This window comes from Streptomyces sp. NPDC002643, assembly GCF_053592555.1.
In genome coordinates this window covers 393889-410855 of record NZ_JBSFVY010000005.1, presented here as the reverse complement: position 1 = coordinate 410855, position 16967 = coordinate 393889, and the positions used below count along the sequence as shown (strand labels likewise).

The 16967-nt window shown below is 71.2% G+C and carries 16 protein-coding genes and 1 pseudogene; 5 read left to right on the top strand and 12 right to left on the bottom strand.

Annotation, left to right across the window (positions count from 1 at the left end; translation table 11 throughout):
• Positions 1-94 precede the first annotated feature (94 nt).
• Entirely contained in the window at positions 95-1087 is a 993-nt protein-coding gene (locus tag ACWD4G_RS10635) for an alpha/beta hydrolase fold domain-containing protein (RefSeq protein WP_451292282.1), read from the bottom strand.
• A 201-nt stretch (positions 1088-1288) separates the two neighbouring features.
• On the opposite strand from ACWD4G_RS10635, the gene ACWD4G_RS10630 reads away from it, so the two are divergent.
• From ACWD4G_RS10630 to ACWD4G_RS10620, 3 genes and pseudogenes are all read left to right on the top strand, one after another.
• Entirely contained in the window at positions 1289-1807 is a 519-nt protein-coding gene (locus ACWD4G_RS10630; RefSeq protein WP_451292281.1) for a MarR family winged helix-turn-helix transcriptional regulator, read from the top strand.
• Positions 1808-2029: 222 nt separating this feature from the next.
• Complete coding sequence (locus tag ACWD4G_RS10625; RefSeq protein WP_451292279.1) at positions 2030-3478, top strand: histidine kinase; 1449 nt, start codon at positions 2030-2032, stop codon at positions 3476-3478.
• Positions 3384-4051: pseudogene (locus ACWD4G_RS10620) on the top strand (response regulator). The gene ACWD4G_RS10625 and the pseudogene ACWD4G_RS10620 overlap by 95 nt, the downstream one beginning before the upstream one ends.
• A gap of 4 nt (positions 4052-4055) precedes the next feature.
• Here the strand turns inward: ACWD4G_RS10620 and ACWD4G_RS10615 are convergent.
• Positions 4056-5159, bottom strand: coding sequence for an NAD(P)/FAD-dependent oxidoreductase (locus tag ACWD4G_RS10615; RefSeq protein ID WP_451292277.1), 1104 nt, complete (start codon positions 5157-5159; stop codon positions 4056-4058).
• A gap of 126 nt (positions 5160-5285) precedes the next feature.
• Here ACWD4G_RS10615 and ACWD4G_RS10610 point away from each other — a divergent pair, with 126 nt between their 5' ends.
• Entirely contained in the window at positions 5286-5798 is a 513-nt protein-coding gene (locus tag ACWD4G_RS10610; RefSeq protein WP_451292275.1) for a phosphatase domain-containing protein, read from the top strand.
• Positions 5799-5802: 4 nt separating this feature from the next.
• On the opposite strand, the gene ACWD4G_RS10605 is transcribed toward ACWD4G_RS10610, so the two are convergent.
• The 5 genes from ACWD4G_RS10605 to egtA all read right to left on the bottom strand — a co-directional run bounded on the left by ACWD4G_RS10605 (position 5803) and on the right by egtA (position 10690).
• Complete coding sequence (locus ACWD4G_RS10605; RefSeq protein WP_451292273.1) at positions 5803-6018, bottom strand: dodecin; 216 nt, start codon at positions 6016-6018, stop codon at positions 5803-5805.
• Between the two features lie 316 nt (positions 6019-6334).
• Positions 6335-7294 carry an L-histidine N(alpha)-methyltransferase gene (gene egtD, locus ACWD4G_RS10600; RefSeq protein WP_451292271.1) on the bottom strand — a complete coding sequence of 320 codons (960 nt, stop codon included), beginning with the start codon at positions 7292-7294 and terminating at the stop codon, positions 6335-6337.
• Entirely contained in the window at positions 7291-8070 is a 780-nt protein-coding gene (gene egtC, locus ACWD4G_RS10595; protein ID WP_451292269.1) for an ergothioneine biosynthesis protein EgtC, read from the bottom strand. Before egtC ends, egtD begins: the two co-directional genes overlap by 4 nt.
• On the bottom strand, positions 8070-9419 hold the full coding sequence (egtB, locus tag ACWD4G_RS10590) for an ergothioneine biosynthesis protein EgtB (protein WP_451292267.1): 1350 nt from the start codon (positions 9417-9419) through the stop codon (positions 8070-8072). Before egtB ends, egtC begins: the two co-directional genes overlap by 1 nt.
• Complete coding sequence (gene egtA / locus ACWD4G_RS10585; protein WP_451292265.1) at positions 9416-10690, bottom strand: ergothioneine biosynthesis glutamate--cysteine ligase EgtA; 1275 nt, start codon at positions 10688-10690, stop codon at positions 9416-9418. The genes egtB and egtA overlap by 4 nt, the downstream gene beginning before the upstream one ends.
• 300 nt (positions 10691-10990) lie before the next feature.
• Here egtA and ACWD4G_RS10580 point away from each other — a divergent pair, with 300 nt between their 5' ends.
• Positions 10991-11818, top strand: coding sequence for a TIGR02452 family protein (locus ACWD4G_RS10580; RefSeq protein WP_451292263.1), 828 nt, complete (start codon positions 10991-10993; stop codon positions 11816-11818).
• Between the two features lie 3 nt (positions 11819-11821).
• Here the strand turns inward: ACWD4G_RS10580 and ACWD4G_RS10575 are convergent, their stop codons facing one another.
• From ACWD4G_RS10575 to ACWD4G_RS10555, 5 genes are all read right to left on the bottom strand, one after another.
• Positions 11822-12277, bottom strand: a complete 456-nt coding sequence (locus ACWD4G_RS10575) for a type II toxin-antitoxin system PemK/MazF family toxin (RefSeq protein WP_451292261.1) — start codon at positions 12275-12277, stop codon at positions 11822-11824.
• A 126-nt stretch (positions 12278-12403) separates the two neighbouring features.
• Positions 12404-13801, bottom strand: coding sequence for a flotillin family protein (locus ACWD4G_RS10570; protein WP_451292259.1), 1398 nt, complete (start codon positions 13799-13801; stop codon positions 12404-12406).
• A 139-nt stretch (positions 13802-13940) separates the two neighbouring features.
• Positions 13941-14165: a hypothetical protein gene (locus ACWD4G_RS10565; protein ID WP_451292257.1), complete on the bottom strand. Its 225-nt coding sequence runs from the start codon at positions 14163-14165 to the stop codon at positions 13941-13943.
• Between the two features lie 107 nt (positions 14166-14272).
• Positions 14273-15712: an amidase gene (locus tag ACWD4G_RS10560; RefSeq protein WP_451292255.1), complete on the bottom strand. Its 1440-nt coding sequence runs from the start codon at positions 15710-15712 to the stop codon at positions 14273-14275.
• A gap of 112 nt (positions 15713-15824) precedes the next feature.
• A complete protein-coding gene (locus ACWD4G_RS10555) occupies positions 15825-16850 on the bottom strand; it encodes a helix-turn-helix domain-containing protein (RefSeq protein WP_451292313.1) in 1026 nt (341 codons plus the stop codon).
• Positions 16851-16967 lie beyond the last annotated feature (117 nt).

The window sequence follows — 16967 nt, the reverse complement described above, 5'->3', positions numbered from 1 at the left end:
CCGCTACGAACGCAAGGCCGAACACTTCCTGGCCTTCACCGCCATCGCCTGCAGCCTCATCTGCTACCGCAGACTCACCAAATGAGACGACGCCTTAGGCCCCCAAACCCACAGCCCCCCGAACCCTCTCAGCGATCAACCCATAAACAACCCGCGCCTTCTCCTCGTCCTCCCCGTCGTACCCGTGATCCGCCCCGACGACATCGTGATGCCCCACCAACGCCCCCACAGCCCGCAACCGATCCGCATAAGCCACCCCCTCCGCCTTCAACAGGTCATACTCAGCGGTGATCACAAACGCCGGCGCGATCCCGGTCAGGTCGGCGATATCGGAAGGATGCGCGGGCGACACCAGCCGATCCCCACGCCGCTCACCGTCGGGGACATACGCACTGTCGAACACATCAGCCATCCAAGGCCGCAACACCGGCTTCGCCACAGCCGCCCGCTTCTCCCGAGCCCCCGTGGCCAGATCGAGCGGCGGATAGTGCAGCACCTGAAGGGCGATGGAAGGCCCGCCCTCCTCCAACGCCTGCCGAGCCACAGCCGCCGCCAGCCCACCCCCGGCACTCTGTCCGCCCACGGTGAGCCGACCGCCGTCCCACCCGTGCTCGGCGGCCCCCTCCCCGGCGGCCCACCGCACCACCTCGAAGGCCTGCCGGGGCGGCGCCGGAAACGGATGCTGCGGCGCGACCACGTAGTCCACGTTCAGCACGGCCACGCCCGCCGCCACGGCGAGACAACGGCACAGCGCGTCGTCCAACTCGATCTGCGGCATGACGTACCCACCACCGTGGAAGTTCACGTGCACCGGCGGCAGCGCACCCTTGCCGCCCCCCGGCCGAGCACCTGTGCTGTCACCCGGCAGGGCCCCTTCACCTCCACCCGGCAGATACAGCACGGCCCGAGCGGGCCCGAAGCCGGTCGGGATCGTCAGCTCGCGGGTGTCGCACCGGTACTCCGGCAGCCGGGCCAGCCAGGACGCCGTGGAGCCCCGCCCACTGGGCCGACGGCTCGCCATCGCCATCGCACGTTGCATCGCCTTGGCCACGACGGCGGCCACCGCCGGGCGTGCGAGAAGGGACATGGGTGCTCCGTTCGGTTCGTCGACGACGCTCGACCGGGAGCCGGAAGGTCGACCGGCAACGGCGGCGCACGCTAATTGCGGAAGTCAACAATCAGGAATCCTGTCGATGTGCGGCAGATCCTACTGGTCGGCCCCCGTCATGACCATCAACGAACGGATGAACTTACTTGAGTCAGGCAACAAGATGGTAAAGTGGGCCCCATGTCCCCAACACCGCTGCCCTTCGACCCCGCCTCACCGGAAGTGATCGAGATCGAGCGTGCCCTCACGCGGATCACCTACCTCAGTACCCGGGCCCGGGCCCATGAGCGCCTGATGGCCCTGGCCGGTGTGCCGCTGGACCGTGCCGCCGTCGCGCTGCTGCGGCAGATCGCCGACAGCGAGCCCATGCGCCCGGGGGAGCTGGCCAACCGCCTGGGCGTCGAGGCGTCCCATGTCACCCGCCAGGTACAGCAGTTGCAGAAGTCCGGCTATGTCACCCGTGTACCGGACCCGGACGACCGCCGGGCCCAGCGCATCGAGTTGACCGCCGTCGGCCAGGAGGCCATCGGCCGTATCCGTGAGGCCGGGGTGCGCGGTATGCAGATGGCACTCGCCGACTGGTCCCCCGAGGAGCTGCGGCAGCTCGCCGGTCTCTTCCACCGCATGGTCGACGACTTCCTCACCCACGCCAACGACCTCACCGAGTCCGAGACCGCCCAGTCGACACCCACCGCCTGACCATGCCCGCTCGTCGGGGCGACCGCCCACCCGACCGCCCACCGGCCACTGGCACCGGGGTACCACCGCCGCCCCCAAGTGTCCCCCTCGGTACCGGGACCGAGGGCGCCCGCGCCCCCTAGATTCGGACCGAGGGACCATCGATGACGTCGATGGTGTCGATGACAAGGGGACCGATGAGCGAGAACGACCCGGCGGCCACCGGCCGTGGGAGCCCAGGCGGTGGCACCGCTTCCTCCCCGTTCCTCGACGCCGCCTGGGCGCCACCCTGTGCTGGGCCTGCTGCTGCGCGCGCGGAACCGGCTGCGGGCGACGGACCTGCGTCGGCCCTGGCTGTTCGACACGGCGGTCGTGCTGGTCGTGGCCGCCCTGAACCTCCCCATCCTGCTCTCCGGGCGCGGCCCCGGACCCGCCGGACATCCCACGCACACGACCGACCTGTCGCTCGGTGTGCAGCTGTGTTTCGTGGCGGCCTTCGTCGTCCCCCTGTGGTGGCGCCGGCGAGCGCCCGCCGCCACGTTCTTCGCGCTGGCCGCGGTGGCGTTCACGCAGTGGACCCTCGGTGTGTGGATGCAGGAGGGCGTCTCCCTGGTCGTCGCCCCGTACAGCCTGGCGCTGCGCGGCTCGCTGCGGGTGCTCGGGTGGGCCGCGGTGCTCACCGTGGTCGAGTTGTCGCTGGCCGTCTTCTGGCTGATCCCCGTCGACGGTCCCGTGACCGTGTTCATCCTGCCGACGGGCAACGCGATCGCGGCGATCGCCCTCGGGCTCGCCTTCCGCGTCCGCCGCCTCTACATGGCCGCCCTGGAGGACCGCGCCGGGCGCCTGGAGATCGAGCGCGACCAGCGGGTACGGCTGACCGCGGCCACCGAGCGGTCCCGGGTCGCCCGGGAGATGCACGACATCGTCGGCCACAACCTCTCCGTCATGGTGGGCCTCGCCGACCGGGACGACGAGTCCACCGCGGCCCTCCGCCTCATCGGCGACACCGGCCGCCAGGCCATGGGCGAGCTGCGCCGGGTCCTCGGTGTGCTCCGCGAGACTCCCGAGGAGGCGGAGCTGAACCCCCAGCCCGGCGTCGCCGAACTGGACGCGCTACTCGGCCGGGTCCGCGCGGCCGGGCTGGCGGTGACGTACCGGACGACCGGCGATCCCCGTACCCTCGGCGACGGCGTGCGGTTGACCGTCTACCGGATCGTGCAGGAAGCCCTCACCAACACCCTCAAGCACGCCGGCGCGGGAGCGAGGGCCGAGGTCACCGTGACCATCCGGGGCGGCCATGTCCGGGTGTGCGTCGCCGACGACGGAACCGCACGCCGAGAACGGCCAGAACGGCCGGACGATTCCGGGCACGGCCGCGTGGGCATCCGGCGGCGGACCGCCATGTACCACGGCACCGTCACCATCGGCCCCCGCGATCCCGGCGACGGCTGGATCGTGGACGTCCTGCTGGAGGCACCGAACGCACAGGCGCCGCCCACCGAAGCCCCGCCCGCCGACACGCGGCACACCGAAAGCCCTCCGCCGGCCGGACCCCCCACCGGCACGGCACCCGCACCCACCTCTCGGGAGCAGCACGATGACCACCGTGCTCATCGCCGACGACCAGCCCCTCCAGCGGCTCGGCTTCAGCATGCTGCTGAAGGGCACCCCGGGCATGACCTGCGTCGGTGAGGCCGAGCACGGGGCGCAGGCCGTGCGGATGCCGCCGAACTGCGGCCCGACGTCGTACTGATGGACGTCCGTATGCCCGGCATGGACGGCATCGAGGCGACCCGGCGCATCACCGCCACCGGCGACCGCACCCGCGTCCTGATCGTCACCACCTTCGACCTCGACGAGTACGCGTACGCCGGACTGCGCGCCGGAGCGAGCGGCTTTCTGCTGAAGGACGCGCGCCCCGAGGAACTCGTCGCCGGTATCCGCGCGGTGGCCGCCGGGGACGCCGTGGTCGCGCCGAGCCTGACGAGACGCCTGCTGGACACCTGCATCCACGAGTCCACACCCCGGCCCGCCGGCGACAACCGCCCCGACCCCCGGCTGGCCGCGCTCAGCGAACGCGAGCACGAGGTGCTGGTCGCCATCGGCCAGGGCTGGACCAACACGGAGATCGCCGAACGGCTGGTGCTCACGGAGTCCACCGTGAAGAAGCATGTGGGCCGCCTCCTCGCCAAGGCCGGCGCCCGCGACCGCATCCAGGCCGTCATCGTGGCGTACGACGCCGGCCTGGTCCGCCCGCAGTCCTGAACTCTCAGGCGGAATAGCCGAGTTGCCGACGCATGTATGGCGTCATCAGCGACCTGGCCTTGCCCAGGGTGGCCGTACGGCTGCCGAGGACGGCGGTCTCGCCGCCCGGGACGGGAAGGAGGGTGACCCCGTCGCTCGGTCCGAACGGCACGATCAGCGGGCTGCGGTGGATCGGCCGGTACAGCCGCGGCTCCTTGCGATGCTTGCCCGAACTCCCAAGATAGGCACGGATGTTGTGCGCGGCGATATCCGCCTGGGCCATCGCGACCGGGGAGACCTTCAGGTCGGAGACGTCGTTCACATCACCGATCGCGAACACGTCGAGCCGTCCGTCGACGCGCAGCAGCCGGTCGACCTTGATGTGCCCGGCGGCGTTCAGCCAGTCGCCGTGCCCGGCCAGTCGTAGCCAGAGGGTGTTCGGGGTGGTGCCGGTGGCCCAGAACGACAGATCGGCCTCGATGATGTTGCCGCGGCCGTCCCGGTAGGTGTCGAAGTCCGACCCGGGGGACATGAACGAGTCCAGCCGCACCTCCACGTCGTGGGACTCCAGCCACTCCAGGGCCCGCCGTCCGGCCCGCTTGCTGCCCGTGGAGTTCAGCAGTGCCGGTCCGGAGTGTGCGAGCGTGACCCGGGCGGTCGGCCGGGCCAGCCGGATCTCGGCGCTGAGTTCGATGCCACCCGGACCACCGCCGATGACCAGGACATGCTCGGCGGCGGCGATCTTCTCCTGGTGCGCGGTGAACGTCTTGGCCGCCTCGTCGATGGTCGTGCCGAGGAACCGCGCGGGATCGGGATAGTCGACGCCGGTGGCGACCACCACCACGTCGTACGGCAGCCGTTCACCGGTGGCCAGCTTCACCTGCCGTTCGTTGGTGTCGATGCCGACCGCCTTGCCCACGACCACACGGCCGTTGCGCAGCAGCCGGTCGTAGGGGATGAACGGCTTCGTCGTCCATTCCTCGTCGACGCCCGCGCGGAGCGCCGCGATGCGGTGGAAGAAGACCTCCTTGCGGTCCACGAGGGTGACCCGTGCGAACCCGTCCAATCGCCTCGCCAGACGGATGCCCCCGTATCCGCCGCCGATCACGATCACTTCGCCGTCAAGCACGACATTTCTCCTGTGCAGGGTGGGGGGAGAGATGTCGAGCCTATCGCTTGAAACTTAAAGCTACGAGAGGGCCCTGTGCTTGTTGTGTGAAGCGACACCACAAACCAGGATGCCTAGGCTGGTCGTGTGACCGACAACGACCGGCCCCTCGCCGTTTTCGACCTGGACAACACCCTCGCCGACACCGCGCACCGCCAGCGGTACCTGGAGCGCGAGCCCCGTGACTGGGACGCCTTCTTCGCCGCCGCGCCCGAGGACCCGCCGCTGGTCGAGGGCATCGCGATGGCCGTGGCAAGCGCCGAGGAGTGCGAGGTCATGTATCTCACCGGGCGCCCGGAACGATGCCGTCGCGACACAGAGGACTGGCTGGCTCGATACGGCCTGCCGCTCGGCCGCATCTGGATGCGCCGAGACGCCGGGCGGGCGGGTGGGGGAAGAGGTGACCGCAGACCCGCCCGCCGCACCAAACTGGAGATCCTGCGCCGGCTCTCCCGCACCCGCGAGATCCGCGTCCTCGTGGACGACGACGAACTGGTCTGCGACGACGCGGAGCAGGCGGGCTTCACGGTCGTACGGGCACGCTGGGCCGCGCAGTCGACCGCGCTCACGGAAGCTCAGGAGCGGGAGGGCCGAACCTGACGGCTCAATCACCGTCCTCCAGCCGGAACCCGACCTTCAGCCCCACCTGATAGTGCGCGATCCGCCCGTCCTCGATATGCCCCCGCACCTGCGTCACCTCGAACCAGTCCAGATTGCGCAGGGTCTGCCCGGCCCGCTCGATGCCATTGCGGATGGCGTGATCGACACTCTCGCCCGAACTCCCGACGATCTCGGTGACCCGGTAGACGTGGTTGGACATACCAGAACTCCTTCACCACAAGGTGGCTGATACGCCACACACCCCTCCACGGTGCCTCAGAAGGCGCACCTGCGCGAGGCGGGCGGAAAGGGCCGGGGCCGGTGGAGGGAAAGGCCGGGGCGCAGCCCTCGGCCTTTCCGCCCAGGGGCGCGGGGCTGTGTCGATTTGCGGCTCCGCCACGTGGGCGCGATCAACCCCCACGAACCCGCACTCTCCACACAACGGACGGACCCGAGCTGAGATGCGGGGGGTCAAAGGGGCGCAGCCCCTGGGGACGGGAATGGGTAGGGGCGGCGGGGGCGAGGAAACCCCACCGTCACGCCACACTCAACGACAACGCGAACCGCCCTTCCCCATCCGTCCACCACCGCACCAACTCCAGCCCGGCGGCAGCCAGTTCCCCCCGCACCCCTTCCTTCCGGAACTTCGCCGAAACCTCCGTCCGCAACTCCTCCCCCTCCTCGAAATCCACAGCCAGGTCAAGCGCAGGCACCTTCACGGTCTGCCCCACCCGCGCCCGCAACCGCATCTCGATCCACTCCCGCTCGACATCCCACAGAGCGACATGATCGAACCCGTCGGGATCGAAATCGGCCCCCAACTCCCGGTTGACGACAGTCAGCACGTTCTTGTTGAACGCCGCCGTCACCCCCGAGGAGTCGTCATACGCGGCCACCAACACCCCCGCGTCCTTGACCAGATCGGTCCCGAGCAACAACGCGTCCCCCGGCACCAACAGCGCCCGCACGGCCGCCAGGAACACCGCCCGCTCACCAGGCACCAGATTCCCGATCGTGCCACCGAGGAACGCCACCAACCGTGGCCCCGGAGTCTCCGGCAACTCGATCGACGCGGTGAAGTCGGCGATCAGAGCATGGACGTTCAGCCCCGGCCGCGAGGCCACCAACGCCTCCCCGGCCAGCCGCAAAGCGCTCTCGCTCACATCGACGGGCACATAGGTGTCCAGCCCCGGCATCGCGTCCAGCAGATGCCGGGTCTTGTCGGACGACCCCGAGCCCAACTCGACCAGGGTGCGCGCACCGCTGGCGGTGGCGATCTCGCCCGCCCGGTGGAGCAGGATCTCCCGCTCGGCCCGCGTCGGGTAGTACTCCGGCAACTCGGTGATCCGCTCGAAGAGTTCGCTGCCATGGGCGTCGTAGAACCATTTCGGCGGCAGCGACTTGGGCGTACGGGTCAGGCCCGACAGCACATCGGCGCGCAGGGCGGCGTCCGTGGCGTCCTCGGGCAGGGTGCGGGTGACACGGAACGGGCTCACGCGGGTGCCTCCAACTCCTTGAGCGGGGTGAGCAGGACCTCCGTACGGCCGGCCGTCAGCAGGGTGCGGTCCGGCACCTCGACCCAGCGCGGGTCGTCGTCGTACGGCTCGGAGGCCACGACCGTGCCCCGCACCCTGCCCTGGTCCCGGCCGGGCTCGGGGAGATACCACAGGGTGTCGCCCCAGGCGGTCGCGGTGATCGTGTCACCGTTGGTGAGCAGCAGATTGAGCCGGGAGCCGGGGGCCGTCCGGGCGACGTCCAGGACGGTGTCGGCGAGCGCCTGCCCCTCCTCGTCACCGGCCCGCAGCCGGTTCAGCACCAGCGCCCACACCAGCGCCGAGTCATTGCGGGCCTCCATCGACAGCAGCTCCGCGGCGGGCAGACCGTCGGCGAGGTGGCCCAGCGACGCGGGCCACCCGGTGACCGCCCCGTTGTGGCTGAACAGCCAGGTCCCGGCCGCGTAGGGCGCTGCCGCCGCCTCGTTGTCCGCGCCGGGCACGGTGGCGTCCCGTACGGCGGCGAGCAGCGCCCCCGTACGGACGACGCGGGCGAGATCCGCGAACGACAGATCGCCCCAGATGGGCCCCGACCGCCGATAACGTCCCGGCACCGGATCGCCCTCGGCATACCAGCCGACCCCGAAACCATCGGCGTTGACCGTCCCGTACCGTTGCCGCCGGGGTGCCCACGACTGCCGGAACAGACTGTGCGGAGGATCGACGAGGACCGCCCCGAGCGGCAACCGCTCGCCCACATAGGCGAGATGACGGCACATCAGACGGCCTCCGGGGTGGAGGCGTCACGCGCTGTGCGGAACCCGGAGAAGATCTGCCGCCGGATCGGATGGTCCCAGTTGCGGAACGTCCCCCGGCACGCCACCGGGTCCACGGCGAACGAACCACCGCGCAGCACCTTGTACCCGGGGCCGAAGAACACCTCCGAGTACTCCTTGTACGGGAACGCCGTGAACCCCGGATAGGGGAGGAAGTCGCTCGCCGTCCACTCCCACACATCCCCGATCAACTGCCGTACGCCCAGCGGTGATTCACCCGCCGGGTAGCCGCCGACGGTCGCCGGGCGCAGATGCCGCTGACCCAGGTTGGCGTGCTCGGGCGCCGGGTCGGCGTCGCCCCACGGGTAGCGGGTCGTACGGCCCGTCACCGGATCGTGGCGGGCGGCCTTCTCCCACTCGGCCTCCGTGGGCAGCCGCCGCCCGGCCCAGCGGGCGTACGCGTCGGCCTCGTACCAGCACACATGCAGCACCGGCTCGTCACCGGGGACGACCTCGGTGACCCCGAAGTGCCGTCGCAGCCACTGCCTGCCGTCGCGCCGCCAGAACAGCGGGGCGCGGATGCCGTGCGCCTTGATGTGGTCCCAGCCCTCGGCCGTCCACCAGCGCTCGTCGTCGTAGCCGCCGTCCTCGATGAACGCCTGGTAGGCGGCGTTCGTTACCGGCGTGGTGTCGATGTGGAAGGCCGGCACGAACCGGCGGTGCGCGGGCCGCTCGTTGTCCAGCGCCCAGGGTTCGGTGGAGGTGCCCATCATGAACTCCCCGCCGGGTACGAGGACTTCGGCGGGGCCAGTGAACAGTGGGGCGGGATCGGGATCGGGCGCCGTCAGGACGTTCGGGCCCTTGCGGAGCTGATGGGTGATCAGCATCGTCTCGTCGTGCTGCTGTTCATGCTGGGCGATCATGCCGAAGGCGAAGCCCGCCTCGGTGAGCCGGGTGCCGTGGAAGTCGGCGCCCTCCAGCACGTCCAGCGCCCGGCCGCGCACCTCGGCGAGATACCGCCGGGCCTCCTCCGGCGGCAGCAGCGGCAGGGAGGGCCGCACGGCGCGCGGATGCTCGAACGCGTCGTACAGCCCGTCGATCTCGGGCCGTATCGCCTCCCGCCCCGCGACATTGCGCAGCAGCCACAGCTCCTCCTGGTTGCCGATGTGGGCGAGGTCCCACACCAGCGGCGACATCAACGGAGAATGCTGGGCGGTGAGATCGGGTTCGTCGACGACGGTCGTCAGGAGCGCGGTGCGGGCGCGTGCGGTGGTCAGCGCGTCGAGCGCGCGCTCCCGGAGTATGTCGGGGTCGGTGTCATTGGTCGATTCGGCGTTCTCGGCTCCGGTCATGCCGGGATGTCCTTCCCGTGGAACAGGTCGAGCAGATCGTCGGCGGGGCAACGGCCCCGGGCCACATAACGGTCGATGAACTCGGCGACGGCGCCCCGCACCCGCTCGCTCGCGCCCAGCCGGGGCAGCGCCTCGGCCGCGGCGGCGAAGCACACGGCCGCCGCCTCCCGCAGCTCGGGGTCGGCAAGGCCCGCGCGGGCGGCGGCGATCCACAGCGGATCACGCGGCGGCAGCAGCGAACCCGACCGCTCGGCAAGGGGTTTGACGGTCCGATAGGCGGTCTCGGCGGCCTCGGCGTCCTCGAACAACGCCGTCGTCACCGCGAGCGGCACCAGCCATCCGTCCTCGCCCGGCTGCGCGTCGATCATCCGCAACTCGATGTGCCCACGCGGCCGTACCGGCGGGAACAGAGTCGTCAGGTGGTACTCCAGATCCTCACGGCTCGGCGGCACATCGGTCCGCGTCCACTCCCGGAACGTCATCCCGCCGGGCACACCCCACGGCCCCTCCTCGGAGCGGATGCACATCACCGGAGCGTCCAGCACCAGCCGCGCCCACGCCCCGCGCGGATCACCGTCCAGCCGGGGCGCGGTCGTACGGCCCGGGTCCATCGCCGCCCACAGCGCCTGCCGGGTCGAACGCCAGCCGGTGACCCGGCCGCGCGCCAGCGGGGAGTGCGCGAACGCCGCCATCAGCACCGCGCCGAGCTGATGCGCCATCCACCAGCGCCGCTCATGGCCGAGGGGCCCCGGCTCCTCGTACCCGGCGTCCAGACACACCTGGACGGAGGCCGACGAGCACATCATGGAACGGCCCTCGGGCCCGAAGCGGTCGAGGTAGACCTCCATCGCGTCGTACCGGGGCTCACGCAGATAGCGGGTCGGGGGGTTCCAGGGTTCATGGCCGAAGCCGCTGATGCCGAGGCCCGCCTCGCGCAGTGTCGCGCGTACGGCGTCCAGGTCGGCCGAGACGGACTCCTCACACTCGGTCAGGGAGGCGGCCGGAGCCGAGCTGAGCTCCAGCTGGCCGCCCGGCTCGACGGTCAACGCCGAGGCCAGGGGGAGGGTCCGCAGTGCGGCGTAGGCCGCCGCGAGTCGTGCGGGTGGTGCCGGGAGCCGCGGTTCCCGCAGCTCGTGGACGTGCCATTCCAGTTCGACACCGAGGACGCGGGGTGGGCCGGTCTTGAAGCAGATGCCCCGCACCAGGGCCTCCACCTCCGCCTCGGTGACCGTGGAGCGCCGCTCCGTACAGTCACTCAGCGCATCTGACATATCGGGAACCTCCTGAGATGCCACCGTGTCGCCGATCCGTATCGGGTGGGTCCGGATCGGCGGTGCTCGTCCCACCCAAGACCCTCATTCGGCTCCGCACAAGGGTGCAGATCGCCGCAATACGGTTCGTCGATCTCTGTTTCCCGGCTCTTCAGGCACCTCTTCCCGGACCCCTGCGGGCCCGTTCACAGCGGAAACTCCATTGCGGTCTCTCCTCAGCATCACCCACGATGCCCATATGAGCACGACGGGGGAGCGCGCGCCTGTCGCGCTCGTGGCACCCACGGGGGTGGAGACGCCATGAGCGCACGACTGCGCGGAATCGCACGGGAGACGGAAGAAATCGTGGCGGCGGGCGGCTATCGGGCCGCCGGCGGCCGCGAGATATCGATAGCGGCGGAAGTGAAGGCGGCGAGGGCCGGTACGCGTCTGTACGGCCCTGAACCGCTGGAGATCCCGCAGGCCACCCCGGTCGCCCCGATGGGGACGCGGATCGAGGTGACGGGCGAGAGCAGCCTGGAAGCCGCCCATCGCCTGACGGCCGCCGCCGATTCCCCCGTCGCCGTCCTCAACTTCGCCTCGGCCCGCAACCCCGGCGGCGGCTTCCTGAACGGCGCCCAGGCCCAGGAGGAGGCCCTCTGCCGGGCCTCCGCCCTGTACACCTGCGTCCGCGAAGCCCGCGCGTACTACGACCACCACCGCACCCACCGCGACGCGTTCTACACCGACCGTGTCATCCACTCACCCGGCGTCCCGGTCTTCCGCGACGACCGGGGCGACCTCCTGCCCGAGCCGTACACGGTCGGCTTCCTGACCTCCCCGGCCCCGAACGCGTCGGTGATCCTCCGTACGACCCCGGAGCGCGCCCCCGAACTACCGCGAGCCCTGTCGGTACGCGCCGAACGCGTACTGGAGGTCGCGGTCACCCACGGCTACCGCCGGCTGGTGCTCGGCGCCTGGGGCTGCGGGGTGTTCGGCAACGACCCGGCGCGGGTGGCGGGCGCGTTCCGAGCCCTGCTGCTCGGCGGCCGCTTCGAGGCCCACTTCGAGCACGTCGTCTTCGCCGTACTGGACCGCACGAGGGGAGCGGTGGTGCGGACCGCCTTCGAACGAGTGCTGGAGGCCTGAGACCTACCGCCAGCCGTAGCGCTCCCGCAGCCGATGAACCACGGAGTTGAACCGCATCCGGTCCAGCGCACAGGCCTCCCGCCGCATGCCCTGCTCATGCAGCCGCAGCACCCGATCCACATCGACCCAGGAATCCCGCCCGGACCGATCCCAGGGCCCACTCCCGATCGGCACCCACTCCCGGTCCCCGTCGTGCCGCTTGCTGGACAACTGCACGGCGAGCAGAGTCCCCCGGGCCTCCCGAGCGACGACGAGCACGGGCCGATCCTTCCCGCGCCCGTCGTTCTCCTCGAAGGGCACCCAGGTCCACACGATCTCACCGGGGTCCGGGTCCCCGTCGTGGGCGGGCGAGTACTCGGTACGGACCCGGCCGACATCACGGGGGTCGGCTTCGGCGGTGGCGAAGGGCCCGTAGCGCCCGGGTACGTCAAGTTCTGAGCGTTCAGCAGAGGAAGTCACGGCGGCCACGGTAACTGTCATGGCAAGGAGCGCCCCAACCGCGCCCCGTTTTTTAGGGGCGCGGGGAACTGCGCGATCAACCACATACAACCCGCGGCCGTTCACTTACAGTCGGAGCTACGGCGGTCACGACTCCTTGTCCACCGGCACCTTCTCAACTGGCACCCCATTGACGGAGGCCGGGCCAGGCGCAGCCGAGTTGTTCATCGAGGCCAGCAACTGCCGAGCCAGACCCAACCCGGTCCCACCCATGGTCAGCGCCTTGGCGAACATGTCCCCCATCCCATCGGCCCCGTTGAGCAACACCATGTTGTCGACGTTCCCGAACGCACTGGCCCCGGCCTCCACGATCTCCGGCCACCGCTCGGCAAGCTGCTGAGCGATCACGGCCTCCTGGTTCTCAGCCAGCGCAGCGCTCCGCGCCGCGATGCCCTCGGCCTCCGCGAGCCCCTTCGCCCGTACGGCCTCGGCGGTGGCGAGCCCCTTGGCCTGGCGGGCGGCGGCCTCGGCATCCCCGGTGGCGCGGGTGGCGTTCGCCTCGGCGGCGGCCGCGAGTTCGGTCTCCTGGGCCTTGGCCTGGGCGGCGGAGATACGGGCGTCGCGCTCGGCCTCGGCGAGAGTCCGTTTCTCGTAGGCCTTGGCGTCGGCCGGCTTGCGGACATCGGCCTGGAGCTGCTGCTCACGCCGTGACGCCTCCAGCTCGGCGACCCGGGTCTCCTGGACGACGACCTCCTGCCGGGCCGCGGCTTCGGCGAGGGGCCCCGCCTGCATGGCCTTGGCGGAGGCCTTGTCCCGTTCCGCCTGGTAGCCGGCCTGGAGGATCTCGCTGTCCCGGGTGGCCTCCGCCATCCGGGCCGCGGCCTGCTGCTCGGCCTCGGTGGCGAGCCGGTTGGCCTCGGCCTGCGCGATGCGCGCGTCCCGCTGGACGGCGGCGGCGTGCGGCATGGCGAGGTTCTTGATGTAACCGGTCGGGTCCTCGATCTCGTGGATCTGCAGCGAGTCGACGATCAGTCCGAGCTTCTCCATCTCCGTACCGCAGGCCGCGCGGGTCTGCCCGGTGAGCTTCTCCCGGTCGCGGATCATGTCCTCGACCGTCAACCCGCCCACGATGGACCGCAGATGACCGGCGAACACGTTGTGCACCCGCTCCGAGACCCGTTTCTGCTGGTCGAGGAAGCGGCGGGCGGCGTTGGCGATGGACACGAAGTCGTCGCCGACCTTGAAGATGACGACACCGCGGATCTTCAGCGGGATGCCCTGATGGGTCACGCATTCCACGGCCAGCTCGGTCTGGTTGAGGTCGAGCGACAGCTTGCGCACCGCCTGCATCCCGGGCAGCACGAGCGTGCCGCGCCCGGTGACGATACGGAAGCCCATCCCTTCCTCCAGGCCCTCCATCTTGTGCTTGGAGCCGGAGATGATGAGTGCTTCATTCGGTTCGGCGACCCGCCACATCAGTTTGAACAGGCCGACCAGTACCAGGACGGCTCCGACGGCCGCCCCCGCGATCATGCCGACGAACATCGGCAAACCCCCTTGGCCAGGTGCCCTTTCGGCACCGAACGTCGGGAGTGTCCCGCGTCACACAACGGTGGTACAGGTGCGGGGGACCGCTGTAGCAGTCCTGATGCGAACCGGTACAGGACCGTCATACGACGGACCGTCAACTGTCGTACGCCGCCGAGACATAGACCGTGCGCGGCGGCAGATACTCCATCACCATCACGAGCGTCCCGGGCTCGATCCGGTCCTTCGCGGTGGCGGGGTAGGCCAGGAAGTGCTCGGCGCCACCGCGTACCCGGATGATCACCTCGCCGACGAGCCCGGGACCGACCGCACCGGTCACCCGTCCCATCAGCCCGACCATCGACGCTTCGTCCATGGTCACAGCGTACGGGGCGGGGAGGGCGGACCGAACAGGTCCCGGGGAGCGGATTGAACTGGTCACGCGGGATGATCCGGAAAGCTGTTCACCGCCCGGTCGTCCGAACCGGCTTACACGGCAGGCGAGTTCGCGGTGGCCCACTCCGGTGGCTGGGGCGGCCACCGTTCGTGCCAGCGCTGGTCCGCCTCCAACTGGGCGGCCAGGGACAGCAGAAGAGGCTCGCTGTTCGCCGGTCCGAGCAACTGGGCGCCCACGGGCAGATCCTCGCCGACGAAGCCGGCGGGTACGTTCACCCCGGGCCAGCCGAGCACGTTCCACGGCCAGGCGTAGGGGCAGGCGGCGATGATCGCCCGGTCGGTGCCGAGTTGGCCGAGGTCGAGCATGGAACCGATGCGCGGCGGGGGAGTGGCGGTGGTCGGGGCGAGCAGCACGTCGTAGCCGGACGAGGTGAAGAGCGCGCCGATACGCCGGTGCAGGGTGGCCTCTGCGCGGCGGGCCAGCCGCAGGGGCGCCCCGCCGAGCAGCCGGCCGAGGCGGGCGGCATCGCGCGTACGCGGGTCGAGGAGGTCCGGTCGGGTGAGCTCGCCGACCCGTTCGGCGATACCGGCGGTGGCGCGCGGGAGGAACGCCAGCCCGATCTGCCCGTAACGCGGCTCCGCCTCCTCCACCACGTGCCCGAGCGCGGCGAGCCGTTCCGCGACCGTGCGGACCCGTTCCCGTACGCGGGGGTCGAGTCGTGCGGGCAGCGCGGTGAACGGGGGCTTCAGGGAGAGCGCGATCCGCAGCCGGCCGGGGTCGCGCCGCACGGCTTCGGAGGCGTCGATGGTGTCGGGGCGGTGCAGATCGCCCTCGTGGTTGCCGCAGGCGGCGTCCAGCAGGAGGGCCGCGTCGGCGACCGTGCGGGCGAGGGTGCCGTTGACGGTGATTCCGTGGAAGGACTCCGGGCGCGGCCAGGTGGAGATCCGGCCACGCTGGGGTTTGATGCCGACGAGATGGGTCCAGGAGGCGGGGATGCGTACGGACCCGGCGCCGTCCGAGCCCAGCGCGGCGGGGACGAGCCCGGCCGCGACGGCCGCCGCCGAGCCACCGGAGGAGCCGCCGGGGGTGTGGTCGTGATGCCAGGGATTGCGGGTGGCGCCGAAGGCGGGCCCCTCGGTGAACGGCCACTGGCCCAACTCGCAGGTGTTGGTCTTGCCGACGACGACGGCCCCGGCCGCCCGCAGCCGCCGTACGGCTTCGCCGTCCTCGGCGAGGGGCGGGAATTCACCCCGGCAGCCGAACGCGGTGGGCTCGCCGGCCACGTCCATGTCGTCCTTCACGGCGACGGGGACCCCGAGCAACGGCCGCCGTCCGCCCGTCGCCAACTCCTTGTCCGCCGCGTCCGCCTCCGCGAGCGCGGCCTCCGCGCGTACCCGCCGAAACGCGTTGACCGTCCCCTGAGCTTCCTTGATCCGCGCGAGCGCCTGCTCCACGAGCGTCCGGGACGTCACCTCCCCGGCCGCCAACGCACGAGCACACTCCACCAGACCCGGCGCACGGTCGGCCGCCATACGGAACACCTCCGAAGAGCAGATGGGCTACCGAACGGTAACGTCTGTTCGGACGCCACGCCACGGCGAGGGGAAAACCTCCCGCCGCGGACGGCGTCTCACCGATGTTCGCCTACGTCCGTGCCAAGTGCCGCATGGTCAGGGCCAGATGGAGGCGGAGGCGGCCCTGAGGGGTGCGCAGGGGCCAGCCGAGGAGTGCCTCCGCGTGGGTGAGCCGGTCCTGGAGCGTGGAGTGGTGCACATTGATCCCGGTGGCCGCGGCCCGAAGGCTGGACGTGGTCGCGATGGCGTGGAGAGTGGCGAGCATCCAGGGGGCGTCCGCGGCGGCCCTCTCCAAGTGCCGTACATCCGGAGGGGGTTCGGCCCCCGGGATGATCGACTCGGCGAGCAGCGCCAGCCCGCCCAGATCATCGGCGTGGACGATCCGCTCGCCCGGATCTTGCGCGGTGCCCTCGGCGGTGAACCGCAACGCCGTCCGCGCCGCCGCCCAGGAACCGGGCAGCCCCAGCACGGCCACGGCGGGCCCGACCCCCACCCGCCCGGCGGGCAGCCCGACCGCGCCCGCGCCGCCGTCCTGCCGTACGACCAGGACGCGGGGCCGGCCGGAGAGGGGAGCGACGGCTCGGGCCCGGGTGGTGGACGCATCGGGGTCGAGGCCGAGGCGGCGGGCCGCGTGCAGCCGGGCGCTCTCGGTGGCGGTGGGGTCGAGCACGGTCTCCACGAGCGCCGGGTCGTCGGCGGGGGAGAGGGGCGCACGACCACGGGTCCGGTCCAGCACGACACGCAGGGCGCCGGTGGCCCGCTCCAGTATCACCGCGTCCACGACGCCGGGTTCGGCGGCTCCGGGGCGCTCCAGCCAGAACGCAGGGGCACCGCCGGGGACCAGGGGTGCCGACGGCCACCCCGGATCGGGCGCCGCGTCGCTGTCCCGGCGCTCCCCGTCCGTCTCGACCCGCACCCGCACCCGCCGCTCCGCGTCGACGAGCCGCGCCGGACAGCCCGCGAGCACGGCCGCGCCGCGCACCAGCGCCTCGATCCCGGCCCGTGACTCGGCCAGCGCGTCGAAGTAGGCGATGACCCGGACAGCGGCCCCCGCGTCCGGGTCCAACGCGGTCAAACGCCCGGCCAGCTCTTTCATACGGTCCATGGTGCGGCATGTTTTTTGGGCGGGCGCCTGAGAGCACCCCGGCGTCCCGTACCTCGACGTCCGTGACGCGCGGGCGTCGGCCGCAGGCGGTGAGCACCTCACGGAAGC

Coding starts and splice junctions, on each gene's coding strand:
- ACWD4G_RS10635 (WP_451292282.1), bottom strand. CDS start 1,087: ATGTCCCTTCTCGCACGCCCGGCGGTGGCCGCCGTCGTGGCCAAGGCG.
- ACWD4G_RS10630 (WP_451292281.1), top strand. CDS start 1,289: ATGTCCCCAACACCGCTGCCCTTCGACCCCGCCTCACCGGAAGTGATC.
- ACWD4G_RS10605 (WP_451292273.1), bottom strand. CDS start 6,018: ATGTCCAACCACGTCTACCGGGTCACCGAGATCGTCGGGAGTTCGGGC.
- egtC (WP_451292269.1), bottom strand. CDS start 8,070: ATGTGCCGTCATCTCGCCTATGTGGGCGAGCGGTTGCCGCTCGGGGCG.
- egtB (WP_451292267.1), bottom strand. CDS start 9,419: ATGACCGGAGCCGAGAACGCCGAATCGACCAATGACACCGACCCCGAC.
- egtA (WP_451292265.1), bottom strand. CDS start 10,690: ATGTCAGATGCGCTGAGTGACTGTACGGAGCGGCGCTCCACGGTCACC.
- ACWD4G_RS10580 (WP_451292263.1), top strand. CDS start 10,991: ATGAGCGCACGACTGCGCGGAATCGCACGGGAGACGGAAGAAATCGTG.
- ACWD4G_RS10570 (WP_451292259.1), bottom strand. CDS start 13,801: ATGTTCGTCGGCATGATCGCGGGGGCGGCCGTCGGAGCCGTCCTGGTA.
- ACWD4G_RS10560 (WP_451292255.1), bottom strand. CDS start 15,712: ATGGCGGCCGACCGTGCGCCGGGTCTGGTGGAGTGTGCTCGTGCGTTG.
- ACWD4G_RS10555 (WP_451292313.1), bottom strand. CDS start 16,850: ATGAAAGAGCTGGCCGGGCGTTTGACCGCGTTGGACCCGGACGCGGGG.